At 50.1% G+C, this 26,172-nt stretch carries 26 protein-coding genes and 3 tRNA genes; 5 read left to right on the top strand and 24 right to left on the bottom strand.

What is annotated here, in order from left to right:
* The first annotated feature begins 147 nt into the window (after positions 1-147).
* Positions 148-837 (top strand): OapA family protein, encoded by a 690-nt coding sequence (locus U0008_RS02425; protein ID WP_043490690.1) that lies wholly within the window; start codon positions 148-150, stop codon positions 835-837.
* On the opposite strand, the gene U0008_RS02420 is transcribed toward U0008_RS02425, so the two are convergent.
* From U0008_RS02420 to rpsF, 5 genes are all read right to left on the bottom strand, one after another.
* Complete coding sequence (locus U0008_RS02420) at positions 834-1,196, bottom strand: DUF488 domain-containing protein (RefSeq protein WP_121626049.1); 363 nt, start codon at positions 1,194-1,196, stop codon at positions 834-836. The genes U0008_RS02425 and U0008_RS02420 overlap by 4 nt on opposite strands.
* 137 nt (positions 1,197-1,333) lie before the next feature.
* The gene (rplI, locus tag U0008_RS02415; RefSeq protein ID WP_025798787.1) at positions 1,334-1,783 is read right to left on the bottom strand and encodes a 50S ribosomal protein L9; all 450 of its coding nucleotides are present in this window, start codon (positions 1,781-1,783) and stop codon (positions 1,334-1,336) included.
* A gap of 39 nt (positions 1,784-1,822) precedes the next feature.
* Positions 1,823-2,050: a 30S ribosomal protein S18 gene (rpsR, locus tag U0008_RS02410; RefSeq protein WP_000135199.1), complete on the bottom strand. Its 228-nt coding sequence runs from the start codon at positions 2,048-2,050 to the stop codon at positions 1,823-1,825.
* A 4-nt stretch (positions 2,051-2,054) separates the two neighbouring features.
* Positions 2,055-2,372, bottom strand: a complete 318-nt coding sequence (gene priB / locus U0008_RS02405) for a primosomal replication protein N (protein ID WP_038501926.1) — start codon at positions 2,370-2,372, stop codon at positions 2,055-2,057.
* A gap of 8 nt (positions 2,373-2,380) precedes the next feature.
* Positions 2,381-2,779, bottom strand: coding sequence for a 30S ribosomal protein S6 (gene rpsF, locus U0008_RS02400; RefSeq protein ID WP_025798785.1), 399 nt, complete (start codon positions 2,777-2,779; stop codon positions 2,381-2,383).
* Positions 2,780-3,168: 389 nt separating this feature from the next.
* Here rpsF and U0008_RS02395 point away from each other — a divergent pair, with 389 nt between their 5' ends.
* Positions 3,169-3,444 (top strand): YdgH/BhsA/McbA family protein, encoded by a 276-nt coding sequence (locus U0008_RS02395; protein WP_025798783.1) that lies wholly within the window; start codon positions 3,169-3,171, stop codon positions 3,442-3,444.
* Positions 3,445-3,589: 145 nt separating this feature from the next.
* On the opposite strand, the gene yjfP is transcribed toward U0008_RS02395, so the two are convergent.
* On the bottom strand, positions 3,590-4,339 hold the full coding sequence (yjfP, locus tag U0008_RS02390; protein WP_043490680.1) for an esterase: 750 nt from the start codon (positions 4,337-4,339) through the stop codon (positions 3,590-3,592).
* 178 nt (positions 4,340-4,517) lie between these two features.
* Between yjfP and bsmA the strand changes: the two genes are divergently transcribed.
* Positions 4,518-4,826 carry a biofilm peroxide resistance protein BsmA gene (gene bsmA, locus U0008_RS02385; RefSeq protein ID WP_025798779.1) on the top strand — a complete coding sequence of 103 codons (309 nt, stop codon included), beginning with the start codon at positions 4,518-4,520 and terminating at the stop codon, positions 4,824-4,826.
* Between the two features lie 171 nt (positions 4,827-4,997).
* The gene (locus U0008_RS02380; protein WP_025798776.1) at positions 4,998-5,273 is read left to right on the top strand and encodes a YdgH/BhsA/McbA family protein; all 276 of its coding nucleotides are present in this window, start codon (positions 4,998-5,000) and stop codon (positions 5,271-5,273) included.
* Between the two features lies 1 nt (position 5,274).
* On the opposite strand, the gene U0008_RS02375 is transcribed toward U0008_RS02380, so the two are convergent.
* From U0008_RS02375 to nnr, 15 genes are all read right to left on the bottom strand, one after another.
* Complete coding sequence (locus U0008_RS02375) at positions 5,275-6,909, bottom strand: isovaleryl-CoA dehydrogenase (RefSeq protein ID WP_043490677.1); 1,635 nt, start codon at positions 6,907-6,909, stop codon at positions 5,275-5,277.
* Between the two features lie 155 nt (positions 6,910-7,064).
* Entirely contained in the window at positions 7,065-7,799 is a 735-nt protein-coding gene (gene rlmB, locus U0008_RS02370) for a 23S rRNA (guanosine(2251)-2'-O)-methyltransferase RlmB (RefSeq protein WP_040046316.1), read from the bottom strand.
* A 252-nt stretch (positions 7,800-8,051) separates the two neighbouring features.
* Positions 8,052-10,604, bottom strand: coding sequence for a ribonuclease R (rnr, locus tag U0008_RS02365; protein WP_043490675.1), 2,553 nt, complete (start codon positions 10,602-10,604; stop codon positions 8,052-8,054).
* Positions 10,605-10,645: 41 nt separating this feature from the next.
* Positions 10,646-11,071 carry a nitric oxide-sensing transcriptional repressor NsrR gene (gene nsrR, locus U0008_RS02360; RefSeq protein WP_025798770.1) on the bottom strand — a complete coding sequence of 142 codons (426 nt, stop codon included), beginning with the start codon at positions 11,069-11,071 and terminating at the stop codon, positions 10,646-10,648.
* Positions 11,072-11,350: 279 nt separating this feature from the next.
* Positions 11,351-12,649: an adenylosuccinate synthase gene (locus tag U0008_RS02355; protein ID WP_040046318.1), complete on the bottom strand. Its 1,299-nt coding sequence runs from the start codon at positions 12,647-12,649 to the stop codon at positions 11,351-11,353.
* Positions 12,650-12,746: 97 nt separating this feature from the next.
* Positions 12,747-12,947: a DUF2065 domain-containing protein gene (locus U0008_RS02350; protein ID WP_025798767.1), complete on the bottom strand. Its 201-nt coding sequence runs from the start codon at positions 12,945-12,947 to the stop codon at positions 12,747-12,749.
* Positions 12,948-13,066: 119 nt separating this feature from the next.
* Positions 13,067-14,068: a protease modulator HflC gene (hflC, locus tag U0008_RS02345; protein ID WP_025798765.1), complete on the bottom strand. Its 1,002-nt coding sequence runs from the start codon at positions 14,066-14,068 to the stop codon at positions 13,067-13,069.
* A complete protein-coding gene (gene hflK, locus U0008_RS02340) occupies positions 14,068-15,324 on the bottom strand; it encodes an FtsH protease activity modulator HflK (RefSeq protein WP_040046321.1) in 1,257 nt (418 codons plus the stop codon). The genes hflC and hflK overlap by 1 nt, the downstream gene beginning before the upstream one ends.
* Positions 15,325-15,394: 70 nt before the next feature.
* Positions 15,395-16,675: a ribosome rescue GTPase HflX gene (gene hflX, locus U0008_RS02335; RefSeq protein ID WP_025798761.1), complete on the bottom strand. Its 1,281-nt coding sequence runs from the start codon at positions 16,673-16,675 to the stop codon at positions 15,395-15,397.
* A 98-nt stretch (positions 16,676-16,773) separates the two neighbouring features.
* Complete coding sequence (gene hfq, locus U0008_RS02330) at positions 16,774-17,079, bottom strand: RNA chaperone Hfq (RefSeq protein WP_025798759.1); 306 nt, start codon at positions 17,077-17,079, stop codon at positions 16,774-16,776.
* 311 nt (positions 17,080-17,390) lie between these two features.
* Entirely contained in the window at positions 17,391-18,338 is a 948-nt protein-coding gene (miaA, locus tag U0008_RS02325) for a tRNA (adenosine(37)-N6)-dimethylallyltransferase MiaA (RefSeq protein WP_043490673.1), read from the bottom strand.
* Positions 18,339-18,361: 23 nt separating this feature from the next.
* Positions 18,362-20,281: a DNA mismatch repair endonuclease MutL gene (gene mutL / locus U0008_RS02320; RefSeq protein ID WP_043490670.1), complete on the bottom strand. Its 1,920-nt coding sequence runs from the start codon at positions 20,279-20,281 to the stop codon at positions 18,362-18,364.
* A gap of 50 nt (positions 20,282-20,331) precedes the next feature.
* Positions 20,332-22,110 carry an N-acetylmuramoyl-L-alanine amidase AmiB gene (gene amiB, locus U0008_RS02315; RefSeq protein WP_043490667.1) on the bottom strand — a complete coding sequence of 593 codons (1,779 nt, stop codon included), beginning with the start codon at positions 22,108-22,110 and terminating at the stop codon, positions 20,332-20,334.
* A gap of 3 nt (positions 22,111-22,113) precedes the next feature.
* On the bottom strand, positions 22,114-22,584 hold the full coding sequence (gene tsaE, locus U0008_RS02310; protein ID WP_025798750.1) for a tRNA (adenosine(37)-N6)-threonylcarbamoyltransferase complex ATPase subunit type 1 TsaE: 471 nt from the start codon (positions 22,582-22,584) through the stop codon (positions 22,114-22,116).
* Between the two features lie 89 nt (positions 22,585-22,673).
* Positions 22,674-24,182 carry a bifunctional ADP-dependent NAD(P)H-hydrate dehydratase/NAD(P)H-hydrate epimerase gene (nnr, locus tag U0008_RS02305; RefSeq protein ID WP_043490665.1) on the bottom strand — a complete coding sequence of 503 codons (1,509 nt, stop codon included), beginning with the start codon at positions 24,180-24,182 and terminating at the stop codon, positions 22,674-22,676.
* Here nnr and queG point away from each other — a divergent pair.
* Positions 24,181-25,326 carry a tRNA epoxyqueuosine(34) reductase QueG gene (gene queG / locus U0008_RS02300; RefSeq protein WP_025798746.1) on the top strand — a complete coding sequence of 382 codons (1,146 nt, stop codon included), beginning with the start codon at positions 24,181-24,183 and terminating at the stop codon, positions 25,324-25,326. The two genes, nnr and queG, sit on opposite strands and share 2 nt — an antisense overlap.
* 310 nt (positions 25,327-25,636) lie before the next feature.
* Here the strand turns inward: queG and U0008_RS02295 are convergent.
* From U0008_RS02295 to U0008_RS02285, 3 genes are all read right to left on the bottom strand, one after another.
* Positions 25,637-25,712: transfer RNA gene (locus U0008_RS02295), tRNA-Gly, on the bottom strand.
* 58 nt (positions 25,713-25,770) lie between these two features.
* Positions 25,771-25,846 (bottom strand) — tRNA-Gly (locus tag U0008_RS02290).
* 56 nt (positions 25,847-25,902) lie between these two features.
* Positions 25,903-25,978: transfer RNA gene (locus U0008_RS02285), tRNA-Gly, on the bottom strand.
* Positions 25,979-26,172: the final 194 nt, after the last annotated feature.

Below are 26,172 nucleotides of genomic sequence, written 5' to 3'. Positions count from 1 at the left end.
AAGAAACAATAACACTTCATTTACTTGGTAAGATAAAGACAGGTTATTGCTCCTAGGTGATAGATACCATTTTTCAGAGTATTAACCTGTCATCTAGCGTCGATTTTCTCTACGCTTACGACTAAGGCACCATCAAGAGAGGTCATCATGGGCAGAATCACGCCCAGGAGAAGAAACAGGCGGGTATATCAGCCCGTTTTGCGTACATGGCTCAACCTACGTCAGCGGATCTCACCGGAACCGCAGGATCAGGAAACGGAGCATCCTATGTCTGCTAGTACGTCTGCCAAGCTGCTGGATAAGCTGAAGGTAGTTAAACAGCACCTCTACAATGTGTGGCATATGCCCGATCGTTTCGATTGGATGGAGCCGCTACCGGCTTTCCACCGCCGCTGGGTGATTGTCGCCACAGTGGTACTTTTGCTGTCTCTTCTCTGGCCTTATTCTGATCCACAAGATGCTCGCTATTCGCCTGAACAACCTCAGGAAAACGAAATGCCTTTACAGGCTGGGATGCAAAATAACGATGCCCCACCGCCGCCGCGCGTAGCGCCAACGAATCAAACCGCCGCAAATGGCTGGCAGGAATATCATATTCAAGCGGGTCAAACCCTAGCGCAGCTATTCCGCGATAACCAACTAGATGTGAACGATGTCTTTGCCATGGCGCAGGTTGAGGGTAACGATAAACCCCTCAGTAACCTGAAAGCTGGGCAAGAAGTTGAAATCCAGCACAACGCGCAAGGTCAGGTCATTGCACTCAAAATTGAAACCATTACTAACGAACAAATCGAGTTCCGCCGCGAATCTGACGGCAGTTTTCGCCGAGTTCGCTAAGCACTAACCTGCTGTAACAGATATTCACGCAGTACAATCGCCTGATTGTGCTGCTCATCTCGGCTGCCATAGAGCAGCGTCAGTGATTCATCGCGCTTTAACAGCTCAACTAATTCTTCACAGGCTTGATTATCCTTCAATTCTGCTCGATATCGCTCACCAAACTCTTGCCAAGACACGCGCTGCTCATGAAAAGCATGACGTAGCTCATTGCTGGGCGCAACGGCCTTAAGCCACTGCACGCCTTCTAGGCGGACTTTGGAGAGACCACGCGGCCATAAACGGTCGGTGAGGAAGGTATTAGCAGGATACGGGGCATGGACGTCGTAGACGCGGGCGATGTTGATGGTGGCAGGCATAAGAGTCTCCTCGACAGAACTTATGCTAGTTTACGCCGTTTTTCGCGATAACCCGAGATTCTGGCGAGAATAGAATGCAAAACGCCGGCACAAGGCCGGCGCTTTGACGAGTTACATCGTTAACAGCTTTTCAGCTATTACTCAGCAACTACAACGACATTCAGCTGTGCGAATACGTCGCTGTGTACCTGGAAGTGAACTTCGTGATCACCCAGAGTACGCAGAACGCCATTCGGCAGGCGAACTTCGCTTTTCGCTACCTGAACACCGGCTGCAGTAACTGCATCAGCGATGTCGCGAGTACCGATTGAACCAAACAGTTTGCCTTCGTCACCCGCTTTAGAAGCGAGAGTTACAGCACCCAGTTCGTTGATCTTAGCAGCACGAGCTTCAGCAGCTGCCAGAACGTCAGCCAGTTTGGCTTCCAGTTCAGCACGGCGTGCTTCGAAGAACTCGATGTTTTTCTTAGTTGCAGGAACAGCTTTGCCCTGTGGAACCAAGAAGTTACGTGCGTAACCTGCTTTAACGTTAACCTGATCACCCAGGCTACCCAGGTTTGCTACTTTATCAAGCAGAATAACTTGCATTACCTTATCCTCTTAAAGTCGTTAATGGACAGCAGCCGATTACTGATGACGATCAGTATATGGCAGCAGAGAAAGGTAACGTGCGCGCTTGATAGCACGAGCCAGCTGACGCTGGTACTTCGCACGGGTACCGGTGATACGGCTAGGTACAATCTTACCGCTTTCGGTGATGTAGTTTTTCAGCGTAGCGATGTCTTTATAGTCAATCTCTTGAACGCCTTCCGCGGTGAAACGGCAGAACTTGCGACGACGGAAATAACGTGCCATATGGCTAGTCTCCAGAATCTATCAATTCAATCTGCTCGGCATGTAACACTAACTTGGTCAAACCATTGCGGCCTTGATGGCTACTAATGAAACCTTGAACCGTTAGCATACTGCCGACCGTTAATCTGTGGGTAGTTGCTTGAAATGCTTGTCCGCTGACAATCACGGGCATTCTGCACCATGCTTGTCTGCTAAGTCCGGCTTCCTGCTGTATCGATCTGTGCTCAAGCACAAACTGACAGTGCGGGATTCCAGAAGGACTGACCTTTCGAATGGGAACTTTGCACACTGTGCCAGTCAGAACCAGACGATTTGAGGTCATTGCAGCAATTACTCTTCAGAATCCCCAGCATCAGCATCATCAGCGGTTTCGTTAGCGAAGTCTTCGCGGCGATCGCCACGACGTTCGTCTTTCGCTTTAACCATTGGTGAAGCTTCAGTTACCGCGTTTTTAGTACGCATAACCATGCTACGGATAACGGCGTCGTTGAAGCGGAAGTTAGTTTCCAGCTCATCGATCGCTTCCTGCGGAGCTTCAACGTTCAGCAGAACGTAGTGGGCTTTGTGCAGTTTGTTGATCGGGTAAGCCAGCTGACGGCGGCCCCAGTCTTCCAGACGGTGAATCTGACCAGCAGCGTTAGTGATGGTTGCACTGTAACGCTCGATCATGCCCGGAACCTGTTCGCTCTGGTCAGGATGGACCATAAAAACGATTTCGTAATGACGCATCGAATTGCTCCTTACGGATTATTCAGCCTCCTGATAGGGTCAGCCGCGGCCCATGGAGGCAAGGAACGTGTTTGTGTGCGGCTGAAAAATGACGCGTAATCATACTTGCGCAGGGTAGGAAACTCAAGGTAATTGGCGAAATTATTATCGGGGGGAAGATCAGAAAAAGAATAGTGCCGATATTTGCCTCTCGAAGGCCGCCAGCAAGGCGTAAGCATTTATCGTCAAAGATATTCAGTTTTTTTGAGTCTAAACAGCAAAAAATGTAGCTATCAATTGAATGAATGAAGACTAAACTATTCATATCGGCAACGGATAATGCTGTTTACCCAATAAATCGCCAATCTAGAAGTTATTCAACCTAAATCAACAACATTGAGGAGAATCCGATGAAATCTATCATCGCCCTCGTGACGACATTAACCCTGTTTGCCGCCACCAACGCACTCGCTGCCACTGAAATCACCGGTCGTCAGGCCAATAACCTGATCGCCAATGAATATGCAGTGATTAGCGTAAACCATGATGTCCAGAACGTGCAGGAAGCCTTGCCTCAGCTGCAACAAGAAGCCACGGCGCAAGGTGCAAAATACTATCAGGTGATTGTGATGCATGAACCTGAAAGCAACGGACAAATGCACGTGAGTGCAGCCCTGTTCCGCTAAAACCAATGCAACACCAGAGAGCAACGCAACAACCTAAAATAGTTCAATAAAAGGTTGAGACAATCCTGCCAAAGACCAAACAATAACAACGAGATATATCGCTACGTTGCCCTGTATGACACCCATCATACGGGGCTTTTTTCGCTTAAAGATGGCGAGAAAAGAACTGAACACCCACATCTAATGCCGACACCGTGATTTTATGACCAATCGCCGGCTCAGTTTCGAAGCGAACCTGCGCCAGCAAATTCTGCTCGCCCAAATCACGAATCAAACGCCGACTCTCTTCGGCAGGAACGAGGTCATCAGCCAACCCATGCCAAATCAGCAACGGCTTATCGGCCAGTTTCTCTAACCGATCAACGACTTGATAATCTGCCAAGAACGCCAAATCTGTGGTCAGTTGCTGACGAGACTCGGGGGTTTGAGCCTCAAAAGGCGGGAAAAGCGTGGGTGCCAGCGAAAGATAATAGCCCGATCCCATAAACGATGCGGCGGCTTGGATCCACGGATAGCGCACCTTCGCTCCCAGCGTGGTCATTCCACCCAATGATGCACCACATACGCCAACGCGATTGTCTAAAATAAGACCTTCTCGTTGATAATGCTGATAAATGGCCGGCAGTTCATCGATATTGGATTTTAAAATATCCCAGAAATGGGCTAAACGGAACGCGCTGTCGCCGTTAAAACGAGCGCCGTGCAAATTAGCTTCAGGCAAGATGGTACGAAAACCCGCTTTAGCAAACACATAGCCAAAGTAGGAATACACCTCTTTCGATGAGGTAAATCCATGATAGAAAAAGATGGTGGGTAACGGTTGCCCCTGCTTTCCAGCCGGAGCCGCATGTAACACCGGAATCCCTTCGATCACTTCATCAAACATCTCAACCATTTTCTTATCACTCCGCAAGCAACGCATTAATGGCAAATAATGAGCTGTCGCTCAACGAGAAACAATCACTTCTGGTTCTATCTTATGGCGCTGTCAGGAATTACGTTTCGCCTGCTGGTCAATTCCGCACCATGCAGGATACAATTGAATAACTTGCCTACCTTTAACAGGCCATTCCATGAAAAATATAAAGCTTTCTTTTGTACTCGTAATGACGCTGTTTTTGACCGCCTGCGGCGTCATGAACAGCAAGCCAGTGCCACCACCTACACCGGGAGCACATGCACAAGAAGTTCGCCGTGACCAAACAAGCGGATTAGATCGCATGAGAACCATCAGCGCACAGGTTTATGGTAGCCCAATGAATGCTCAGGAAGTTATTCAAAAACAAGCTGATGAAGCTGGTGCAACCTATTACTACGTTATTATGGTCGATGAAACTGGCGTACCAGGCCAGTGGTATGCTCAGGCCATTTTATACAAGTAAGTTTGTGGGCTTTATTTAACAAATCCTATACGCCTCAGTAAAAGTCTACGCGCTCTGTCTCATTATCAGGCAAAGCTCGTGGACTTTTTTTTATTATCACGCTGTTATAAATACGTTAATACAACTGAACAATTTTATCTGGACGATGAAATATGCGTAAGGAGTTCGCCGATGAACAGGTCCCCAGTGCTCACCACGTTATTACTATCCATTGGTTTAATTAGCGCATCCGCTCAATCCGCTGAAAACGTTAATGCCGATCTCACTACCGGGCTTAATCAGGTCGGTATTATTTCAATGCGTGATATTGTGGGAGAACCCCACGACGTAGAGCGGATTATTGCGCTAAAGGCCGATGAACAAGGCGCAAGCTACTATCGAATCCTGACGATGGATGAAAATACGCCGCAGCACACATGGCACGTTACCGCGGCGTTGTATAGCTGAGCTAGCTCGCTAACCCCATTGCCCGTTGTAAAAGTGTCTCTTGGGTTTTGTTATTGATGATGCTACCCCCATCATAGGCGAAATAGTGTTGGCACCACGCTTGAGCAATATCAGCCGGAGCAAAACGTAAAAGCTGAGCCGCCGCATTCAGATTAAACAACTCATCGCAAAGGATCCTCGCTTCAGCCTCATTGGGTTTCTGTAAACGTTTCGCTAAAGTCCGCCACGCCTTATCAAATAACGCACTTTGCCCTTTCACGTCAGCCAACTCTAAGTTAAGCATCTCTTCCATATGTGGGTTTTTACGCCATACACGTAATACGTCTAAACACATGATATTGCCAGAGCCTTCCCAGATACTGTTTACCGGAGCCTCACGGTATAAACGCGGCAGCTCGCTCTCTTCGCAATAGCCAATTCCCCCTAACGCTTCCATGGCCTCTGCGACAAAAGGAACGCCCTGCTTACAGATTGAATACTTAACGGCTGGCGTCATTAAGCGACCAAACAATTTCTCACCCTGCACATGCGGCATTTCCCAACTTCGACAAAGACGAAACAGCAGCGATGTTTGTCCTTCAAGTCGCAGCGCCATTTTGGCTAACACCTGCCGCATCAGCGGCTGCTCAGCGAGCGGTTTACCAAATGCTTGACGCTGCAACGCATGGAAAAACGCCACGGTAAACGCCCTTCTCATCAATCCATGGCTGCCCAGTGCGCAATCAAAGCGCGTTGAGCTTCCCATCTGTAATATCAGGCGCACCCCCTCGCCTTCATCGCCTAGCAGCCAGCCCGTCGCATCCTGAAACTCAACTTCTGCGCTCGCATTTGAACGATTACCCAGTTTCTCTTTCAGCCTTTCGATACGGATCGCGTTGCGTGTGCTATCAGGCAGGATACGAGGAACAAAAAAGCAAGATAGCCCACCGCTGGCCTGCGCCAAAATCAGGTGCGCATCGCTTTGCGGAACCGAGAAAAACCATTTGTGCCCCACCAGCCGATAAGGCTGACCATTCCCACGGCCTTCTAACGGTGTTGCCTGTGTCGTATTAGTAAGCACATCCGAGCCGCCCTGTTTTTCCGTCATTCCCATGCCGATGAGCAGCCCTTTTTTCTGTTCTATGGGCAACGAGTGCGGATCATAACGGTCAGACAGCAATCCCGTTAACCATCCACTCATTGCGGTAGGCAGCGTTTTTTGCAGCAGCGGAATCGCGCCAAAGGTCATGGTGATTGGACAAAGCGTACCGGCCTCAACTTGGCTATGTAGCAGAAAACGAGCGGCGCGGGCCGCGAATGCCCCTGCCGGTGCATCTGTTTGCCAAGGCAAATTATGCACCCGATTTTCAGTTAAGCCCTGCATCAACATATGCCAAGCGGGATGAAACCGTACGTCATCGATACGCCGCCCAGCCGCATCGTAGCGCAACAGCTCAGGAGGATTGGTGTTTGCCATCCGGCCAAGTTCAAGCGACTCTGCCGAACCTAGCTGTAAGCCGACCGCACTTAGCAGCGCAGAATCCCAGCCCGCTAGCTCTCGTTCAACGGCCTCTTGGAGCGGAATATCAGAAAGATAGAGATTACTGTTACTCAGAGGGTGCGGTTGATTAAAAACCGTATGTGTTTGCCACGTCATATCCAGTGTCCCTTGCGGCCCCCGTTAACCGGGTTAAGTCACTAAGTATGATCGTTTAGGCTGATTTTGCTGGAGGGCAGTTCACAAAAGAGAAAGGGCGGCCTAAGCCACCCTTTGTAACGCATGCATGTTCAGTTAGGCGATATCACGCAGGCTTATGAACGTTGGCGCACGGCCTCAAACAGGCAAATACCGGTCGCGACAGAAACGTTCAGAGAAGAAACGCTGCCCGCCATCGGGATGCTGATCAGCTCATCGCAATGTTCGCGGGTCAAACGGCGCATACCGTCGCCCTCTGCGCCCATCACCAGCGCCATTGGGCCAGTCATTTTGCTTTGATAAAGATTGTGGTCAGCCTCACCCGCAGTACCGACGATCCATACATTTTGCTCTTGCAGGAAACGCATGGTACGCGCAAGGTTTGTAACGCGGATCAACGGCACAGTTTCCGCTGCGCCACAGGCCACTTTTTTCGCTGTGGCATTCAACTGAGCAGAACGATCGCGCGGAACGATCACAGCATGAACACCCGCTGCATCGGCGCTACGTAAGCAAGCACCAAGGTTGTGCGGATCGGTTACGCCGTCGAGAATCAATAGGAAAGGAGGCTGTTCCAGATTTTCCAGCAGCGCGGGCAAATCATTTTCCTGATACTGACGTCCTTCGCGCACGCGGGCAATAATCCCCTGATGCACCGCACCTTCAACCTTCTCATCCAGCCACTGACGGTTTGCAACTTGAATCACAATGCCCATCTGCTCAAGTTCAGCAATCAGCGGCATCAGACGACGGTCTTCGCGACCTTTCATCACAAAGACTTCAAGAAAACGCTGTGGATCGCGCTCAAGCAATGCCTGAACCGCGTGAATACCGTAAATCATTTCGCTCATAATTTTATAACGCTATAACGTCAGCCGCCTGAGTCTTCGCTTTCGCACAGACCCAGGCGGGAATGAAATCAAAGGCAGCTGATGCTCGCGCTGCCTGTTATTTAAATCAGACTATCACTCTGTATGCCGTTCATTCAAAAGATCGAGATACACGGGGCTAGCACACCGCGGGGCGCTCCGGCAGCTAAAGCTGCTACGACCCCATCGGTGTACTTCCCCTAAAATCACGCTTAAGTGAACAGCCTTAGACTATCACTCGGCGGCTTTTTTACCGGCACGTTTGGCCTTGGTGGCCGCAGCGATTTTCTTGGTCTTCGCCGAAACTTTTTTAGCTTTTGGCTTAACGGTTGTCTGATCGTGATCTTTGGCATTTTTAGCTGGTTTTGCAGGTTTGCCAGATTTATCAATTTTCACTGATTTTTCTTTTTTACCTGCACCGGCTTTGCCTGCTCGCACCGGCTTGCCATTTTTATCTTTACGGAATGCACTATCCGGTTCGAAATTGGCCGGCATCTTACCACCGCGACGCTGTCCACGAGAAGGTGCTTTATCTTCTCTGAGGGTACGCTTCGTGCGTTCTTTCTCGGTTTTGCCTGCGCCACGCGGAGTACGAGTGCTAGAAAGAAGAACAAAATCAATCTTGCGTTCGTCCATATGCACCGCGTCTACACGGATTTCAACTTTGTCGCCTAAGCGATAAGTTTGACCGGAAGATTCGCCAATCAGACGCTGACCCACGTTATCGAAGCGATAATAATCGTTGTCCAACGCAGAAACATGCACCAAGCCGTCAATAAACAGATCGTCTAAGCGCACGAAGAAACCAAAGCCGGTCACGCTAGAGATAATCCCGGTAAAGGTTTCACCCACGTGATCCTGCATAAAGTCGCATTTCAGCCAGTCTGCAACGTTACGCGTGGCTTCATCTGCGCGGCGCTCGGTCATGGAGCAATGCTCGCCCAGCTGCAACATCTGCTCTTCGTTATAGTGCCAACCGCCGGTTTTCGTCCAACCCGCATGGTCGCCGCCGTGCTCTTTCGCCAGCAGGTACTTGATCGCACGATGCAGGCTCAGGTCAGGGTAACGGCGAATCGGAGACGTAAAGTGTGCATAGGCTGATAACGCCAAACCGAAGTGACCGCGGTTTTCTGGATCGTAGACCGCCTGTTTCATGGAGCGCAGCAGCATCGTTTGCAGCATTTCATGGTCAGGACGATCCGCGATTTCATCCATGAGATCGGCGTAATCTTTCGGCTCAGGCTTCATACCGCCGCCCAGCGTTAAACCTAATTCACCCAGCACGCTGCGCAGGGAGGTCAAGTGGTCATCGCTTGGACGGTCATGGATTCGGTACAGCGCAGGCTCTTCGTTCTTCTCAACAAAACGCGCTGCCGCGATGTTGGCCAGAATCATACATTCTTCGATCAGCTTGTGCGCATCGTTACGTACCGTTGGCTCAATGCGTTCGATACGGCGCTCAGCGTTGAAGATAAATTTGGCTTCTTCGGTCTCAAATGCAATACCGCCACGCACTTCACGCGCGTGATCCAACACTTTGTAGAGGCTATGCAGCTCTTCCAAAGGTTTAACCAATGGACGATAGTGCTCACGCAGCTCTTCGTCACCGGCCAAAATATGGGCTACTTTGGTGTAGGTTAAACGTGCGTGGGAACTCATCACCGCTTCGTAGAATTTGAAGGATGTCAGGCGACCCGTTGCAGAAACGGTCATTTCGCACACCATGCACAGGCGATCGACCTGTGGGTTGAGCGAACACAGCCCGTTAGAGAGCACTTCCGGCAACATAGGAACGACCTGTGATGGGAAGTACACCGAGTTACCACGGCTACGCGCTTCGTGATCCAGCGCGGTATTTGGGCGAACGTAGTAACTTACGTCGGCAATCGCCACCCACAAGCGCCAGCCACCACCACGTTTTTTCTCACAATAGACGGCATCATCAAAGTCACGCGCGTCTTCGCCATCAATGGTAACCAGCGGCAAATCACGCAGATCAACTCGGCCTTTCTTAGCCGCTTCAGGAACTTGCTCGCTTAAATCAGCAACCTGCTTTTCAACCTGCTCGGGCCAAGTGTGCGGAATTTCATGCGTACGCAGAGCGATATCCACCGCCATGCTGGTACCCATGTTATCACCCAATACTTCGACAATTTTCCCCACGGCCTTAGTGCGACGCGTTGGACGTTGAGTGAGCTCAACCACAACCACGTATCCCATACGGGCACCGGCAATAGATTCTGGTGGGATCAAAATATCAAAGCTTAAACGGCTGTCGTCTGGCACCACAAAACCAACGCCTGCGTCGGTAAAGTAGCGGCCCACGATTTGGCTCTGTTTCGGTTCAAGAACACGTACGATGCGCGCTTCACGACGCCCTTTACGATCGGTGCCAACGACTTGCGCCAGCACGACGTCGCCGTGAATACACAGCTTCATCTGTTCCGAAGAGAGGTAAAGATCGTCGCGGTCTTTACTTCCTTCAATGCGAATGAAACCGTAGCCATCACGATGGCCAATTACGGTTCCCTTCTTCAAATCGAGACGCTCTGGCAGCGCATAGCACTGGCGTCGGGTGAAGATGAGCTGTCCGTCGCGTTCCATCGCTCTCAGACGGCGTCGCAGCGCTTCTAAATCTTCTTCACTAGTCAGATTTAGTTCACGCGCGATCTCCTCACGGCTAACGGGCGTGGTGTGCTGCGACAGATGCGTCAGGATAAACTCGCGGCTTGGGATCGGTGAGGCGTATTTCTCTGCTTCGCGTTCCTGGAAAGGATCTTGTGACATTGCGGTTCCTCCGTAGTCATCAGCAATTGCCGCTGGATTGATTATTCAACCAGCAACAACTTATAAAGCGGTGAGTTTTCTTCAATTAAATCGGCCAAAGTACATTGATCCAACTCGGCCAGAAAAGCCTGCGTGGCTCTTTGCAAAACTTGCTTCAAGCGGCAGGCTGTCGTGATATGGCAAAACTCGTGAGAGCAGTTAACTAGCGTTAAGGGCTCAAGCTCTCTTACCACGTCACCAATACGAATATCTTTCGCTGGTCGTCCCAAGCGAATGCCACCGTTCTTACCTCGAACGGCAGTCACAAAGCCAGCACGGCTCAACTGATTAATAATTTTAACCATGTGGTTACGAGAGACGCCATAGACATCAGTTACCTGCGTGATATTGGTCATCTGATCGGCAGGCAGGGATGCCATGTAAATCAGCGCCCGTAACCCAAAATCAGTAAAACTTGTTAACTGCACGGCTACCTCTAAGTCTAGCTTGGCGTTATCTCGCGATAACTGAGTATAAAAATAGAATATAAAACGAGATATCAATACTGGGAATTCATCCCAAAAATAGATCTATCTATTTGGATAATAAACCAGCCACGGCAAAAGCCACTAGCGATTTAGCAAGAAGAGTACGTTTATCGGGGATATTTGGTGTTTCGACTTGCGGATTTCAAGCGTGGAGGTAACGCCCTAAAGTAATAAACCGGGCAAAGCCCGGTTCATCAAGAGACAACACAATGCAAACTATTACGCGTCGAACGGGTCGCGCAGGATCATAGTCTCTTCACGGTCAGGGCCAGTAGAAATGATATCAACTGGAACACCTGTCACTTCTTCTACACGCTTGATGTAGTTCAGTGCAGCCTGTGGCAATTTGCTGTGATCTTTAACGCCAAAGGTGGTTTCTTTCCAACCTGGCATAACTTCGTAGATTGGCTCGATGCCTTCCCAGCCTTCTGCGGCCAGCGGAGTGGTGTCAATTTCACGACCATCCGGCATACGATAACCTACACAGATCTTCACTTCGTCTAAGCCATCCAGCACGTCCAGTTTGGTCATGCAGAAGCCAGACAGAGAGTTCAGCTCTACGGCACGGCGAACAGCAACAGCGTCCAACCAGCCAGTACGACGACGACGACCGGTAGTTGCACCGAATTCATTGCCTTTAGTACACAGGAACTCACCCACTTCATCAAACAGCTCAGTTGGGAATGGACCTGCACCTACGCGAGTAGAGTAAGCTTTCACAATACCCAGTACGTAGTCTACACAGCGTGGACCCACGCCAGAACCGGTAGCAACACCGCCTGCGGTGGTGTTAGAAGAAGTCACATACGGATAGGTGCCGTGGTCAATATCCAGCAACGTACCCTGTGCGCCTTCGAACATCACAAACTCACCTTTCTTGTGAGCTTTGTTCAGCAGATCGGCAACGTCAACCACCATTGCAGTGATGATGTCGGCAACAGCCATAACTTCATCCAGCACGGTTTGGTAGTCAACTGCTTCAACTTTGTAGTAATTAACCAGTTGGAAATTATGGTATTCCATAATTTCTTTCAGCTTAACTGCAAAGGTTTCTTTGTTGAACAGATCGCCAACGCGCAGACCGCGACGAGCGACTTTATCTTCATACGCAGGACCGATACCACGACCTGTTGTACCGATAGCCTTCGCACCGCGTGCTTTTTCGCGCGCGTTATCCAATGCCACGTGATATGGCAGGATCAGAGGACAAGCTTCGGAGAGTAACAGACGTTCGCGAACAGGGATGCCACGGGCTTCCAGTTCGGTCATTTCACGCATCAGAGCGTCAGGTGCTAATACCACACCGTTTGCAATAATGCTGGTTACGTTTTCGCGCAGAATTCCTGACGGAATCAAATGAAGAACGGTTTTTTCACCGTTAATGACTAGTGTATGACCTGCATTGTGACCGCCCTGGTAGCGCACAACATACTTGGCCCTTTCGGTTAATAGGTCTACGACCTTGCCCTTACCTTCGTCACCCCATTGGGTGCCTAGTACGACGACATTCTTACCCATTTCACTATCACCACGTTGTTAAAAATGGATTCTACCATCACATTTCGGAGCTTTCAGCACTTTTCAGCACACGATTGCGCAAAAAATCCGAAGATGTTTAGCCCCCCATACGGCTACGCAACATGTAGTAGATAACTAACCCTGCAACCACTAGACCGCCGCCATAACGACGTAAAACTCCGTCAGGTAATTGAGCCATCGTTGCAATCATGCGCCGCCAAACTCGTGGAAAAAGCATTGGTCCGAGTCCTTCGACGATCAAAACCAACCCTAATGCCATCCAAATTGTAGAGTTCATATTTCCCTCAGGCTGTCGACAAAATCAAAAAACAAACAAAAAAAAGGCCCGCGACTAAACGGGCCTTTCTAATCGAGTGTCAAAACGCGCTTTATTCAGAACGTTTTCTCTAGCAAAGATTATTTAGCAGCTGCATTACCGTTTGGTGATTTCATGTATTTGAAGAAATCACTGTCTGGACGCAGAACCATCACATCTTGGCCATCTTTGAAGCTATTTTCGTAAGCTTTTAGGCTACGAATGAAGGCGAAGAAGTCTGGATCTTGGCTAAATGCATCGGCAAACAGCTTGGCAGTTACCGCATCACCTTCACCGCGAGTAATACGTCCCTGACGCTCAGCTTCAGCCAGTGTACGCGTTACTTCATAGTCAGCAGTCGCACGCAGCTTCTCGGCTTCTTCCTGACCTTGTGAACGGTGACGACGTGCTACGGCTTCACGCTCTGCACGCATACGCTTGTAGATCGCGTCAGAAACTTCGGCTGGCAGGTTGATTTGCTTGATACGAACGTCAACAACTTCGATACCCAGAGCAGCCATACTGTTCGGGTTTACCGCTGGTTGTTTACCGCTAGTTTCACGCTCAACACGTGCTGCTGCGCTCGCAATAGCATCATCTGCATCGCTTGCGGTGGCATCATCTACCGTACCGGTGTTCAGTGCATCACGTACGTCTTCCATCAGCTTACCGCGGGAATCCGTTACGATATCTTTAATATCCAGACGACCGATTTCAGAACGCAGACGGTCACTGAATTTACGTTTCAACAGCACTTCGGCCTGAGAAACATCGCCACCGCCGGTTGCCAGGTAGTAACGACTGAAATCGCTGATGCGCCACTTGATATAAGAGTCAACGATCAGGTCTTTTTTCTCTTTGGTCACGAAACGGTCAGCTTGGTTATCCATAGTCTGGATACGCGCATCCAGCATTTTGACAGATTCAATGAACGGTATTTTGAGATGAAGGCCAGGTGCGTACACCAAAGGCTTGTTCTCATCATCACGCAGAACCTTGCCAAAACGCAGTACGATGCCGCGCTGGCCTTCAGTCACCACAAACAGTGATGCGTACAATACCACCAGGATAACAATGAGAACGAGTAATAGAGACTTACGCATTAGTTATTCTCTCCCTGACGATTGGTATCGTTACGCTGAGCATTCGCCCGGCGCTGGTCCATCACGCTGCTGCTACTTGAATCTGCATTACTGGACGACTTGGTTGCCGCAGGCGTTGGGTCTAAACGAATCAGGCTAGTATCCTGACTGCCAGATTTCGCCGCTGCGTCAGTTTTGCCACCGCGCATCAGCTGATCCAAAGGCAGAACCATCAGGTTATTGCTCTTATCATCAACCAATACTTTACGGGTGCTACCCAATACGCGTTCCATGGTTTCCAGATACATACGTTCACGCGTAATTTGCGGAGACGCTTTGTATTCAGGCAACAGGCGAGCGAAACGACCAACTTCACCCTGCGCTTCTAGAACGGTACGATCTTTGTAAGCACGCGCATCTTCAAGAATACGTTGTGCCTGACCGTTCGCACGAGGCTGAACTTCGTTGGCGTAAGCTTCAGCTTCACGAATGTATTGCTGTTCGTTTTCACGCGCGGCAATCGCATCATCAAATGCAGCTTTAACTTCTTCTGGCGGACGCGCTGTCTGGAAGTTTACGTCCAGCAGGGTGATCCCCATTTTGTAAGGCTTGATGGTTTCTTCCAGCACTTTCTGGGTATCCGTACGAATAATAGTACGGCCTTCGGTGAGGATTTTATCCATTGAGTATTTACCAATAACCGCACGCAGCGCGCTGTCAGTTGCCTGACGCAGGCTGTCATCCGCATTGGTTACGTTGAACAAGTACTCTTCTGGATTGGTTACACGGTACTGTACGTTCATCTCAACGCGTACCACGTTCTCATCCGAAGTCAGCATCACGCCGGACGCTGCCAGTTCACGCACAGATTCCACGTTAACCGGAGTCACTTCATCAACAAAAGTCGGTTTCCAGTTCAAACCTGGCTGTACCAGATGACTGAATTTACCAAAACGTGTCACGACGCCACGTTCGGCTTCTTTAATGGTATAGAAACCACTTGCTGCCCAGATGACAACCACAGCGGCAATAGCAAGGCCAACCACTTTGCCACCCATAGGTGCGCGTGGATTGCCTGAATTGCTAGAGCCCGTGCCTTTACCGCCCAGTCCACCCAGCTTTTTGCTCAGTTTACGGAAGATATCATCCAGATCCGGAGGCCCCTGATCGCGGCCACCTTTATTATTGTTGTTTCCGCCGGAGTTGCCGCCATTATTACTGCCGCCTCCCCACGGGTCGCGGTCCTGTCCGTTATTACCGGGCTGATTCCACGCCATGTTTCGCTCCATTCTTCAATGATTGGTGTTCTTCAGACTCATTTGAGTAGGTGATATTAACCAAGTGTTACTAAATAATATACTTTAGTAATTCTTGTTCACGTTTACAAAGTCGATGCCACTCCACAATTGGGAGCCGGATATGTAATCCAATACTGCCATCTTCCTCAATCCACTCTTTCTCTATTGCCTGAAGCTGGTAAAAACGGCTACGTAAACGTCCTGCCTCAGGCGGCAATCGCAGCTCGTAGCTTGCAATTTCTCCGCTCAAGCGCTCTGTTAACGCTTGGAACAATAAATCAATTCCCACCCCGGTTTGCGCAGAAACCCAAACCCGAATAGGTAAATTCTCATCGTTCCGATCGATACGCGGTTCGAACTCATCCAGCATATCAATTTTGTTCATCACAAGCAGTACAGGAATTTCATCTGCTTCAATTTCTGCTAATACAGTATTCACTGCATCAATATTCTCATCAACACGAGCATCAGATGCATCAATTATGTGCAATAAAAGTGATGCCTGACGGGTTTCTTGCAGCGTTGCTTTAAACGCAGCCACCAAATCGTGGGGCAGATGGCGAATAAACCCAACTGTATCGGCGAGAACGGTGGTGCCAACATCAACCACGTCAATACGACGTAGCGTCGGATCAAGCGTAGCAAACAGTTGGTCAGCAGCATACACATCTGCTTTGGTTATGTGGTTAAACAGCGTTGATTTTCCGGCGTTGGTGTAACCCACCAGTGACACCGTTGGAACATCCGCACGGCTACGCGCACGGCGACCTTGGTCGCGCTGTTTTTCAACGCGTTCAAGACGAGACAAAATCAGGCTAATGCGATCGCGCAGCAAACGACGGTCTGTTTCAAGCTGGGTTTCGCCCGGACCACGTAAGCCGATCCCACCTTTTTGACGTTCAAGGTGAGTCCAGCCACGCACTAAGCGCGTAGCTAAATGGCGTAGCTGAGCGAGTTCAACCTGCAACTTACCTTCATGGGTACGTGCACGCTGAGCAAAAATGTCGAGGATCAGACCCGTGCGATCAATCACGCGGCACTGGCATAATTTTTCCAGATTGCGTTCTTGGGCGGCGGATAATGCGTGATCAAAAAGAACGACGGAGGCACCGGTTTCTTGAACCGCCTGAGCGATTTCTTCGGCTTTGCCTTCGCCAACAAAATACTTTGGATGCGGGGCCTTGCGGCTGCCGGTAACAACGCGTAATGCTTCTACGCCCGCGGAGGAGACTAAGGACTCAAACTCTCTGAGATCTTCAATATCTCTTTCTTGGGAGAAATAGACGTGAACCAATACGGCCTGCTCGCCGGCTTCGTAACGGTCAAACAAACGTAAAACCTCTCAAGCGGATAGGACCGATGAGAACGGAGAGCATCAATGACAAACGATCATTAACACCCTCCGACTGAGATAACGAACGATGCGGCTTATTCAGCGTCATCGCTGTCCTGAGACGACGGTGAAGACGCCTGATTGCTACCGTGGTAGTTGCTGCTGCCGCCAGTTCCCGGATTATTGCTATGATGAGAAACCGGACGAGACGGAACAACGGTAGAAATTGCGTGCTTATAAACCATCTGGCTAACTGTGTTTTTCAACAGAATGACAAACTGATCGAAAGACTCAATCTGGCCTTGCAGCTTAATACCATTCACCAAATAGATCGAAACTGGGACTCGTTCGCGACGCAGTGCGTTCAGGAACGGGTCTTGTAAAGATTGCCCCTTAGCCATTCTATCTTTTCCTTATTTGCTAGTTGTTTGTTGTATGTTACTAAGAGTCCAACGACTCCAATCAAAATAAACTGCGTAAAAATTTGCGCACTGAGTACTTTACTCAAAATAATCCCAGCAACAGACCGTATGTTCGTGAGCCCCATGAAGCATAGATAACCCTGTTATGCACAGGTGACTATGTAATTACGGCGAACAAACACAGACCATGCGTCTGCAACGTGAAACATAATGAGTATATGGTGCATGAATCTCCCTGATTCAAGTACCCATCGGCCTAATTACGGCCCAATCACCTCAATTGTACACAATCAATCAAGCGATGCACGAACAACATGTGCCACACTTTCCAGAGCCTGCAACGGTTCATCACTATCTAACCAATGCACAGACTCCCAACCGCGCAACCAAGTCATCTGACGTTTTGCCAACTGGCGTGTTGCACAAATTCCACGGTAAACCATTTCATCGTAGTCTATTTCGCCCTCCAGATATGACCACATCTGGCGGTAGCCCACGCAGCGCACAGAAGGTAAGTCTGTGTGCAAATCACCACGTTCGAACAAGGCTCTGGCTTCAGCTTCAAAACCCGCGGCCATCATCTGCTCAAAACGCAGGGCAATTCGCTGGTGTAACTGCTCACGCGTTGCAGGTGCAATCGCAAACTGTTGCACATTGTAGGGTAGCGTTTCGCCTGAAATTTTAGTCAGTTCAGTTAAAGTTTTACCCGAAATAAGAAAAACTTCCAGTGCGCGACTCAGTCTCTGTGGATCATTTGGATGAATCCTAGCCGCAGAAACAGGATCAACCTGCTGTAACTGACGATGTAACGCCTCCCAACCCAGCTCTTGTGCCTGTTTTTCTATCTGGGCTCTAACCTCTGGATCCGCAGCAGGTAAAGGCGAAAGCCCTTCCAGCAATGCTTTAAAGTAAAGCATGGTTCCACCGACTAGGAGGGGAATTTTCCCTTCAGCGGTAATGGCTGCCATTTCACGCAGTGCATCGGCGCGAAAATCTGCCGCAGAGTAACTTTCCGCCGGATCACGGATATCGATCAGCCGGTGCGGAGCCAGAGCGAGTTCTTCAGCCGTTGGCTTCGCTGTACCAATATCCATTCCACGGTAGATTAGAGCAGAATCAACGCTAATAAGTTCAACAGGAAAGCGCTGGCGCAACGACATGGCAAGGGCCGTTTTCCCAGACGCCGTCGGCCCCATAATAAAAATGGCGGGAGGAAGAGAATTATTGGCGTTAATCATAAAATATTTTATTCAGCTCTTAATCAATGGGACTGTAACGAAACCAGCGCTGGCGTTAAATCTACGGGCTGCAATAGCGCAGAAGGCGGCGACTTTACCAGCACAGGGCAAAGCCGTTCAACCTCGGCTAACAATTGGATGGCTTGGGAAACGCTCCATTGTTCACGCTCTGTCATTAATTGACCGGCTAGCCATTTACTTATCACCGCTGATTCCGCCTCTGGCGTGGCCGCTAAGAAGGCAAGAAATGCAGGGATAAGCTGCGGTAGATTCTGGTGACGTAACGGCAGCGGTACGGCCCGTAACGTGGCTCGCTGACGCTCCAAGATAAGATCAATGCCTAGATTCTTTAACGTTTCCGCACCGCTTTGCGCGCCTTTGATTTCTTCTGCATTCAGCGTGAGCTTAACCGGAATCAACAGCGGCTGTGGGCGTAAACCTTCTGCACTTGGTAGTAGCTGCACCTGACGCAGCTCGATTTCAGCGACGTTTAAATTTAATAAGGCCACGCCGTGCTGGCGTTCTAGCAGCGCATAATGGCGCTCACAGATCGTCAGAACGCGTCCAAAACTATTCTCACCGTGTTGCAACGGCGCGCAAACAGGCTGCGGGAACATCTCTGGCTTGCGGCTATTTTCCGCAGAGAGAACGTCTTGCTGTTGCACCACCTGCGGCTGAGGCATCCGTTTTTCAGGAACCTGCATCAAACGCTGGTATAGCTGCCCTTCCTGTTTTTGATAGCCGTCACCCGCAGAAAAGTGACGATTTTCACTCAGTGCACGCTTCTCAGAAGCAGAACCGTGCGAGATTGATTTTCCGTATGCCGGTGAGGGTTCACGCATCGGGGTTTTACTAAACTGGTTAACGCCTGCCGCGACGCGGTTTTCCGGCTCCCAACGCGGCGTTTCTTCCGCTTCAGCCACCACCTCGGGCAACGAGGGCTGTTCGGCCTGTTGCAATACCGAAATCACCGCCTGATAGATAAAATCATGCACTAAACGCGCCTGATGAAAACGCACTTCATGCTTGGCTGGATGCACGTTGACGTCAACCTGATGCGGATCAACGGTCAAATAGAGAACGTAGGCTGGTTGCTGGTCATCTTTCAGCTGATCTTGATAGGCTTGGCGGATAGCATGAGTAATCAATTTGTCGCGCATCATACGGCCATTAACATAGCTGTACTGCATCTCGGTTAGCTGACGCGAACCCACCGGATCGGCAACCCAGCCATGAATGGCTAAATCACCATGCTCCCATTTTATTTCCAGCGCATGCTGAATAAATGCGGTACCGCAGATCGATCCTAGACGGCGCTCTTTTTGCCCATCCTCTTTGACCGCACGGTATTGGCGCATCATTTTACCGTTGTGATGCAGTTGAATCGTTACGTCAAATCGAGCCAAAGCAATGCGGCGCACCACTTCGTCAATATGGCCAAACTCCGTCTTCTCGGTGCGCATAAATTTGCGCCGTGCTGGCGTGTTGTAGAACAGATCTAAAACTTCAACGGTTGTGCCTATCGGATGAGCGGCAGGTTTCACCGTTACCGCCATATCACGCCCTTCGGCGTAGGCCTGCCATGCTTCGCTTTGCTCGGCGGTACGCGACGTCATGGTTAAGCGCGAGACCGAACTGACGCTCGCCAGCGCTTCGCCACGAAATCCGAGGCTCATGATGGCCTCAAGATCGTCAAGTGACGTTATTTTACTCGTGGCATGGCGCGCTAACGCCAAGGCCAATTCGTCTTTGTTAATCCCACAGCCGTTATCACGGATGCGGATCAGCTTAGCGCCGCCGCGTTCGATCTCAATATCGATCCGCGTGGCTCCCGCATCTAAACTGTTCTCCACCAGCTCTTTAACCACCGATGCAGGGCGCTCCACCACTTCGCCCGCGGCGATTTGGTTGGCAAGCTGCGGAGGTAAAACCTGAATCGGCATACGTTTTCCTTGGTTAGAGAACCTTAAATAACAAAGAGTGGAATCAAAGCTTACGCCTGTGGGATCACCAGCGTTTGTCCAATCTGGACTTCACCTGATTTCATCTTATTAGCCTGCTGGATTTTGCTCATGCTCACACCATAGCTAGCGGCGATTTTTGTCAACGTATCGCCACGTTTTACCGTATGAGTCACACGCTTGGCTTTGGTGCTTGCCGTTTTGCTCACCGCTGTTTTGTTCGACGACGGGGATACTGCTGTAGCGGCTACGCGATTCCCCGCGGGGACTTTCAGCTTTTGCCCAACCCAAACGCCTTCTTTCTTCAAGCTATTTTGCTGCATCAGCTTGGTCATGGTCGTTCCGTAGCGATTAGCTATGCCCAGCAAGGTTTCCCCACGCTTCACCACGTGGATCTGCGTCGCGCCAGAACTCACGCTGCTCGCTGAGAAACTGCTCTCACTCGCGCCACGGCTTGCTATTGGTGTTTTGCTAGAGCTACCGGCCGACACGAAGCTCTGCGGCCGGTTTTCGACCTTTGGGCCATTTTGCAACGGATGCGAAAGGAAATAGCTCCGCACCCCCTTATAAATAGCCTGCGCGATTTTCTCTTGATAGGCAGCGCTGCCCAGCAAGCGTTCTTCGCCAGCATTACTAATAAAGCCCGTTTCTACCAGCAGAGACGGAATATCCGGCGAGCGTAGAACGCCTAGACTTGCGTGTTCAGGGCGACGTTTATGCAGATTACCAATGGACTGCATCTGACGAATCACCTGCACCGCGACGTCATAACCAACGCGCTGGGAATGGCCGAATTGCAGATCGAGAACCGCTTGGCTAAGGTATTTATCGTCGCCGCTATTAGCTAACACATCACCCGCACCACCCAGCAACTCTGACTGTTTCTCGTGTTGCTCCAGCCATCCCGCCATTTCACTGTTAGCACGACGGTTTGACAACACCCATACAGATGAACCTGTCGCACTGCGATTTGGTGCCGCATCCGCATGAATTGAAATCAACAGATTGGCCTGTTGCTTACGCGCCACATCGGAACGCCCCATGACAGAAATAAAGTAATCGCCGGTGCGGGTTAATACCGGCTTAAACATCGGGTCGTCATCCATTAAATTCTGTAAACGCTTAGCAATAGCTAACGTTACGTTCTTCTCGCGCAGACCATTACCGCCAATCGCGCCGGGATCTTGCCCACCGTGTCCGGCATCGATCGCCACCACCACCTGCGAACCATCAGATCGCGAACTACGGCGCGAAACAGGAACGGCTGGCGTTTCAGTGGTGGTGACCACCGTTGGCTTAGTTGGATTAAACGGGTTTCCACCGTTTGATGGCGCAGGAGCCGGCGCTACGCTTCTCGTCGAACTATGAGAGGTCGTACGCGGTTGATTAAACACCGGTTTGGGCGCCGCGACAGGGGCATCATATTTCAGCGTAAAAACAACCATCTGCCCTTGATTAGAGGCACTCACCTTGGCTTTACGCGTCACATCAAAAATCAGTTGAACGTTATTATCACCCGCAATACTCCCCGCCCGAATTTGGCTCAGCATATTCTCACCGCTGAACGTCATAGGCAGGCCGCTGGTGATTTTTTTAGTTTCAGAAATATTAACCAGCACCCGATTTGAACTGGGCTGGGAAGAAAAAGTATAGGAGGGCGTTCCGTTAAAGCTCAGCGTTACGCGCGCTTCGTTTTTGCCGTTTGAAACCTGAATATTGGTCAGCTGCGCCGCACTGAGCACGCCAGAGAACAGCAACCCTAACAATCCTAGCCACGTTACCGTACAGATTCGCTTCCACATGCGCATCATCGACTACCCTTGTTGCCCGTTCAATCGTGCCAAAATCGACTGGCCATGTGGCGTATGAGCGTCAATCGACGCTTCTCGGCCCTCGCCCTGATAAGCCATATGCAGGCTCAGATCTGGATTTGGTAAAAAGCCTTCACCCTGCTGCGGCCATTCCACCAAACAGATGGCATTCTCATCAAAATAGTCGCGGATCCCCATAAACTCGAGTTCTTCAGGATCGGCCAAGCGGTATAAATCGAAGTGATAGACGTTCATCGGCGTTAACGCATAGGGTTCAACCAAAGTGTAGGTTGGGCTCTTAACATTGCCCTTATGGCCCAACGCCTGTAAAAAACCACGGCTAAAGGTGGTTTTGCCCGCACCTAAATCACCATATAAGTAAATAACGGTCGCACTATCACAGGCGTTCGCCAGTGAAGTACCCAATGCGATGGTTGCCGTTTCATCCGGCAAAGAAAGTACGATGTTTTTCATAATAGTTATTTCTTACTGGTTCTTTATTAAGGTTTTTCTTTAGGATCAGCGTGTTCGATAACAGTTTGCTAGGGCAATACGTCAGACTCTTAAGCCATCTTAGGGTTCACATAATGACGAATAACGGCAAAAAGATCTGTCGCTAACATGCCTCGCTCACCAAACTCTTCCGCAATTTCATCAGCCGCCGCACCGTGTACCACACATCCTGAACAGGCAGCATCATACAGCGGAAGCTTTTGTGCCAGCAAACCACCGATAATACCAGACAAAACGTCTCCCATCCCGCCGGTTCCCATTCCAGGATTCCCCACGTCCGCGACGGATACTTTTTTTTCGCTGGCAATCAGCGTTCCGGCACCTTTTAGCACCACCACACCGCCATATTTTTGCTGAAGTTTTTTTACCGCCTTTATTCTATCTAGTTCAATCTCAGCCACACTGCAATTTAGTAGCCTTGCCGCCTCGCCAGGATGTGGTGTCAAAATGCGCTGCGAATTCACGCTCGGTGACTCTGCCAATAAATTCAGCGCATCAGCATCCCACAGCATCGGTTTGTCGAAACGCTGAACTTGCTGCACAGCTTGGCCCGCCCACGCCGTTTGACCTAAGCCGGGGCCAATCACAATCACGTCAGCCCAATCAAGCGCGGCCTCAAGCGAGGCTTTGGTTAACGCCTGCACCATCATCTCAGGGCACGACGTCAGCAATGGCGCAATATGCTCAATGTGAGTAAGTACTCGCACTAACCCAGCACCGCTACGCAGCGCGGCCTCACCCGCCATTCGGATAGCGCCAGCCATACCGTGATCGCCGCCGATCAGCACGAGACGGCCATTATCGCCTTTATGTGAACAAGGGCGCCGAGGATGCAGCCAGGTATTCAGCAGACTGGCATCAAGTCGCGCAATCGGCGCATTCTGCTTTTTGAGCCAGTGAGATAACCCTAACCCGTCACAATGTAATGAGCCAATCACATCGCGGGCATATCCGGTGAGCTGCCCAGGTTTGCAGGCAATAAACGTTTGAGTGTGCTGAGCCTGAATAACAGCGCCATCGGCATGGCCGGTATCGGCGTTCAGACCAGAGGGAATATCAAGCGAGAGTATCGGGGCAGGATGCTGATTTGCCGCTTGAATCAATGACGCATACGGCTCACGCGGTGCCGCACGTAAACCAATGCCGAGCAAGCCATCAATAATCAGTTCAATATCACCAGCAAATTCCGTGTTAACGCCCTGAATCTCGCCACCGGTGCGTATCCATGCATCCCGTGCCTGCTGCGCCTCCGGCGGTAACGGCCCATTATGCTCAACCGCAACCAACGTGACCTGAATGCCTAATTGCCGCGCTAGACGCGCTACGACATAGCCATCACCACCATTATTGCCATGACCGCACAACACTAACCAGCGGCGAGTGGTGGGATAAAATTGCCGCGCACGATGGAAAGTCGCCTGTCCCGCACGTTCCATTAGCTGATACAAAGACAATCCCAGCTCAGATACCGCTCGCTGCTCAAGCTCACGGACGTTATCCGCAGGATAAACAGAATATGGTAAACTGGAGTTGAAATGTTTCTGAAAATGGCCCGTCATGACACACCCCCTCGATCTCAATCAGTTAGCCCAACATATCAAGCAATGGGGGCAATCGCTAGGATTCCAGCAGGTTGGAATATGTGATACCGACCTTTCGGTTGAAGAGCCGCGCCTGCAGGCATGGCTGGATAAGCAGTATCACGGTGAGATGGAGTGGATGGCGCGCCACGGCATGATGCGAGCCAGACCACACGAATTACATCCCGGCACCCTGCGGGTTATCAGCGTGCGCATGAACTATCTTCCAGCAAACGCGTCTTTTGCTAAAACACTCAAAAATCCACAGCTAGGCTATGTGAGCCGCTACGCCCTTGGGCGGGATTATCACAAACTGCTACGTAATCGACTTAAGCGTTTAGGCGATATGATCCAAGAGTATTGCGTTGGTATCGACGTTAACTCTCGCCCATTTGTGGACTCCGCCCCCATTTTAGAACGCCCACTAGCCGCTAAAGCCGGAATTGGCTGGGTTGGTAAACACTCACTTATTTTAAACAAAGAGGCCGGTTCCTGGTTCTTTTTAGGTGAACTATTACTCGATCTCCCACTCCCTATTGATAAGCCCCAAGACGAGCAATGCGGCCGCTGCGTGGCCTGTATCACCACGTGTCCAACCGGCGCAATTGTTGAGCCTTATGTCGTGGATGCCCGCCGCTGCATTTCCTATCTCACCATCGAGCTAGAAAGCGCCATACCGGAAGAGTTCCGGCCGCTGATGGGCAACAGAATCTATGGATGTGATGACTGCCAGATGATCTGCCCGTGGAATCGTTTTTCTCAGCTAACAGAAGAAGGTGATTTTAGCCCGCGCCAAAATCTGCACACGCCTGAATTGATCGCGCTGTTTCAGTGGGATGAAAAGACTTTCCTAAAAATCACCGAGGGTTCAGCCATTCGTCGCATTGGGCATCTACGCTGGCTGCGTAATATTAGCGTCGCTTTGGGTAATGCTCCCTACGACGCACAGATTATTCCTCTGCTGCAATCAAGAAGGGGATTGTCTGAAGTTTTAGATGAACATATCGAATGGGCGGTTAAACAGCAGCAAGAAAAACGTAGTGAAAACGTAATAGAAATTCAGACCAGCCAACAGAAACGGCTTATTAGAGCCATTGAGAAAGGCCTACCGAGAGACGCATGACCGACTGGGAATATCATGTTTATCAGCGTTAAATTTTGTTGCCCTTCGCCTGTGCATAAAAATAAATTTAGTTTGTGATTCAACAGCAAGACAAAGTGCAAGTGATCCATATGTCATTTTTAACATTAAATTAATTCAGTTAAATCAAAAAGTTAATTTAATGGTCTTGTGCTGGTTCTAGGAAGGTATGAGAAAGATATGCTGGCTAGCCTGTGGATAACTCTGTTCATGAAAATCATACTGATTATGACAAATAGAGAAACTGCCCACATGAGGCATCGCTGAATTTAGAATTATTTAAGAAGAAAATTGGAGCGGGAAACGAGACTCGAACTCGCGACCCCGACCTTGGCAAGGTCGTGCTCTACCAACTGAGCTATTCCCGCATTTGACGCTTTAGCATCGACACCTTACTACTGGGTCAGTAATAACGGCGTTAGAAATTGGAGCGGGAAACGAGACTCGAACTCGCGACCCCGACCTTGGCAAGGTCGTGCTCTACCAACTGAGCTATTCCCGCAACTTGGTATAGGTACTGCTTTTTTACTTTCAGCCGCCTAAGCGACCTTCTAAATTTGGAGCGGGAAACGAGACTCGAACTCGCGACCCCGACCTTGGCAAGGTCGTGCTCTACCAACTGAGCTATTCCCGCATTGTCGTGCATTTTCGTATCAAACACTGATTAAAACGATATCCGAAGAACTCGTAATTCCGTGTCGGTACGGGGAGCGCATTATACGAGAATTTCTTTCCCCTGCAAGCCCCTAACAAGAAAATTTTTTAAATTTCGTTCGTTTGCCGATAAAAACGGCAACAAGGGCGAATTATCGACAACATCCGGATAAA

It is taken from the genome of Hafnia alvei (genome assembly GCF_034424155.1).
Taxonomy (GTDB): Bacteria; Pseudomonadota; Gammaproteobacteria; order Enterobacterales; family Enterobacteriaceae; genus Hafnia; species Hafnia alvei.
Note: the sequence above shows the minus strand (reverse complement) of the source record. Positions and strands in the feature narration are given on the sequence as shown.

What these genes read in the sequence shown, in the direction of transcription:
- priB (WP_038501926.1), bottom strand. Translation starts at nt 2,372, where the DNA reads ATGACCTCAAATCGTCTGGTTCTGACTGGCACAGTGTGCAAAGTTCCC.
- U0008_RS02380 (WP_025798776.1), top strand. Translation starts at nt 4,998, where the DNA reads ATGAACAGGTCCCCAGTGCTCACCACGTTATTACTATCCATTGGTTTA.
- U0008_RS02425 (WP_043490690.1), top strand. Translation starts at nt 148, where the DNA reads ATGGGCAGAATCACGCCCAGGAGAAGAAACAGGCGGGTATATCAGCCC.
- U0008_RS02395 (WP_025798783.1), top strand. Translation starts at nt 3,169, where the DNA reads ATGAAATCTATCATCGCCCTCGTGACGACATTAACCCTGTTTGCCGCC.
- rpsF (WP_025798785.1), bottom strand. Translation starts at nt 2,779, where the DNA reads ATGCGTCATTACGAAATCGTTTTTATGGTCCATCCTGACCAGAGCGAA.
- rnr (WP_043490675.1), bottom strand. Translation starts at nt 10,604, where the DNA reads ATGTCACAAGATCCTTTCCAGGAACGCGAAGCAGAGAAATACGCCTCA.
- rlmB (WP_040046316.1), bottom strand. Translation starts at nt 7,799, where the DNA reads ATGAGCGAAATGATTTACGGTATTCACGCGGTTCAGGCATTGCTTGAG.
- rplI (WP_025798787.1), bottom strand. Translation starts at nt 1,783, where the DNA reads ATGCAAGTTATTCTGCTTGATAAAGTAGCAAACCTGGGTAGCCTGGGT.
- yjfP (WP_043490680.1), bottom strand. Translation starts at nt 4,339, where the DNA reads ATGGTTGAGATGTTTGATGAAGTGATCGAAGGGATTCCGGTGTTACAT.
- hflC (WP_025798765.1), bottom strand. Translation starts at nt 14,068, where the DNA reads ATGCGTAAGTCTCTATTACTCGTTCTCATTGTTATCCTGGTGGTATTG.
- U0008_RS02375 (WP_043490677.1), bottom strand. Translation starts at nt 6,909, where the DNA reads ATGACGTGGCAAACACATACGGTTTTTAATCAACCGCACCCTCTGAGT.
- U0008_RS02350 (WP_025798767.1), bottom strand. Translation starts at nt 12,947, where the DNA reads ATGAACTCTACAATTTGGATGGCATTAGGGTTGGTTTTGATCGTCGAA.
- queG (WP_025798746.1), top strand. Translation starts at nt 24,181, where the DNA reads ATGACACACCCCCTCGATCTCAATCAGTTAGCCCAACATATCAAGCAA.
- hfq (WP_025798759.1), bottom strand. Translation starts at nt 17,079, where the DNA reads ATGGCTAAGGGGCAATCTTTACAAGACCCGTTCCTGAACGCACTGCGT.
- miaA (WP_043490673.1), bottom strand. Translation starts at nt 18,338, where the DNA reads ATGATTAACGCCAATAATTCTCTTCCTCCCGCCATTTTTATTATGGGG.
- hflK (WP_040046321.1), bottom strand. Translation starts at nt 15,324, where the DNA reads ATGGCGTGGAATCAGCCCGGTAATAACGGACAGGACCGCGACCCGTGG.
- mutL (WP_043490670.1), bottom strand. Translation starts at nt 20,281, where the DNA reads ATGCCGATTCAGGTTTTACCTCCGCAGCTTGCCAACCAAATCGCCGCG.
- U0008_RS02355 (WP_040046318.1), bottom strand. Translation starts at nt 12,649, where the DNA reads ATGGGTAAGAATGTCGTCGTACTAGGCACCCAATGGGGTGACGAAGGT.
- bsmA (WP_025798779.1), top strand. Translation starts at nt 4,518, where the DNA reads ATGAAAAATATAAAGCTTTCTTTTGTACTCGTAATGACGCTGTTTTTG.
- nnr (WP_043490665.1), bottom strand. Translation starts at nt 24,182, where the DNA reads ATGACGGGCCATTTTCAGAAACATTTCAACTCCAGTTTACCATATTCT.
- U0008_RS02420 (WP_121626049.1), bottom strand. Translation starts at nt 1,196, where the DNA reads ATGCCTGCCACCATCAACATCGCCCGCGTCTACGACGTCCATGCCCCG.
- rpsR (WP_000135199.1), bottom strand. Translation starts at nt 2,050, where the DNA reads ATGGCACGTTATTTCCGTCGTCGCAAGTTCTGCCGTTTCACCGCGGAA.
- amiB (WP_043490667.1), bottom strand. Translation starts at nt 22,110, where the DNA reads ATGATGCGCATGTGGAAGCGAATCTGTACGGTAACGTGGCTAGGATTG.
- tsaE (WP_025798750.1), bottom strand. Translation starts at nt 22,584, where the DNA reads ATGAAAAACATCGTACTTTCTTTGCCGGATGAAACGGCAACCATCGCA.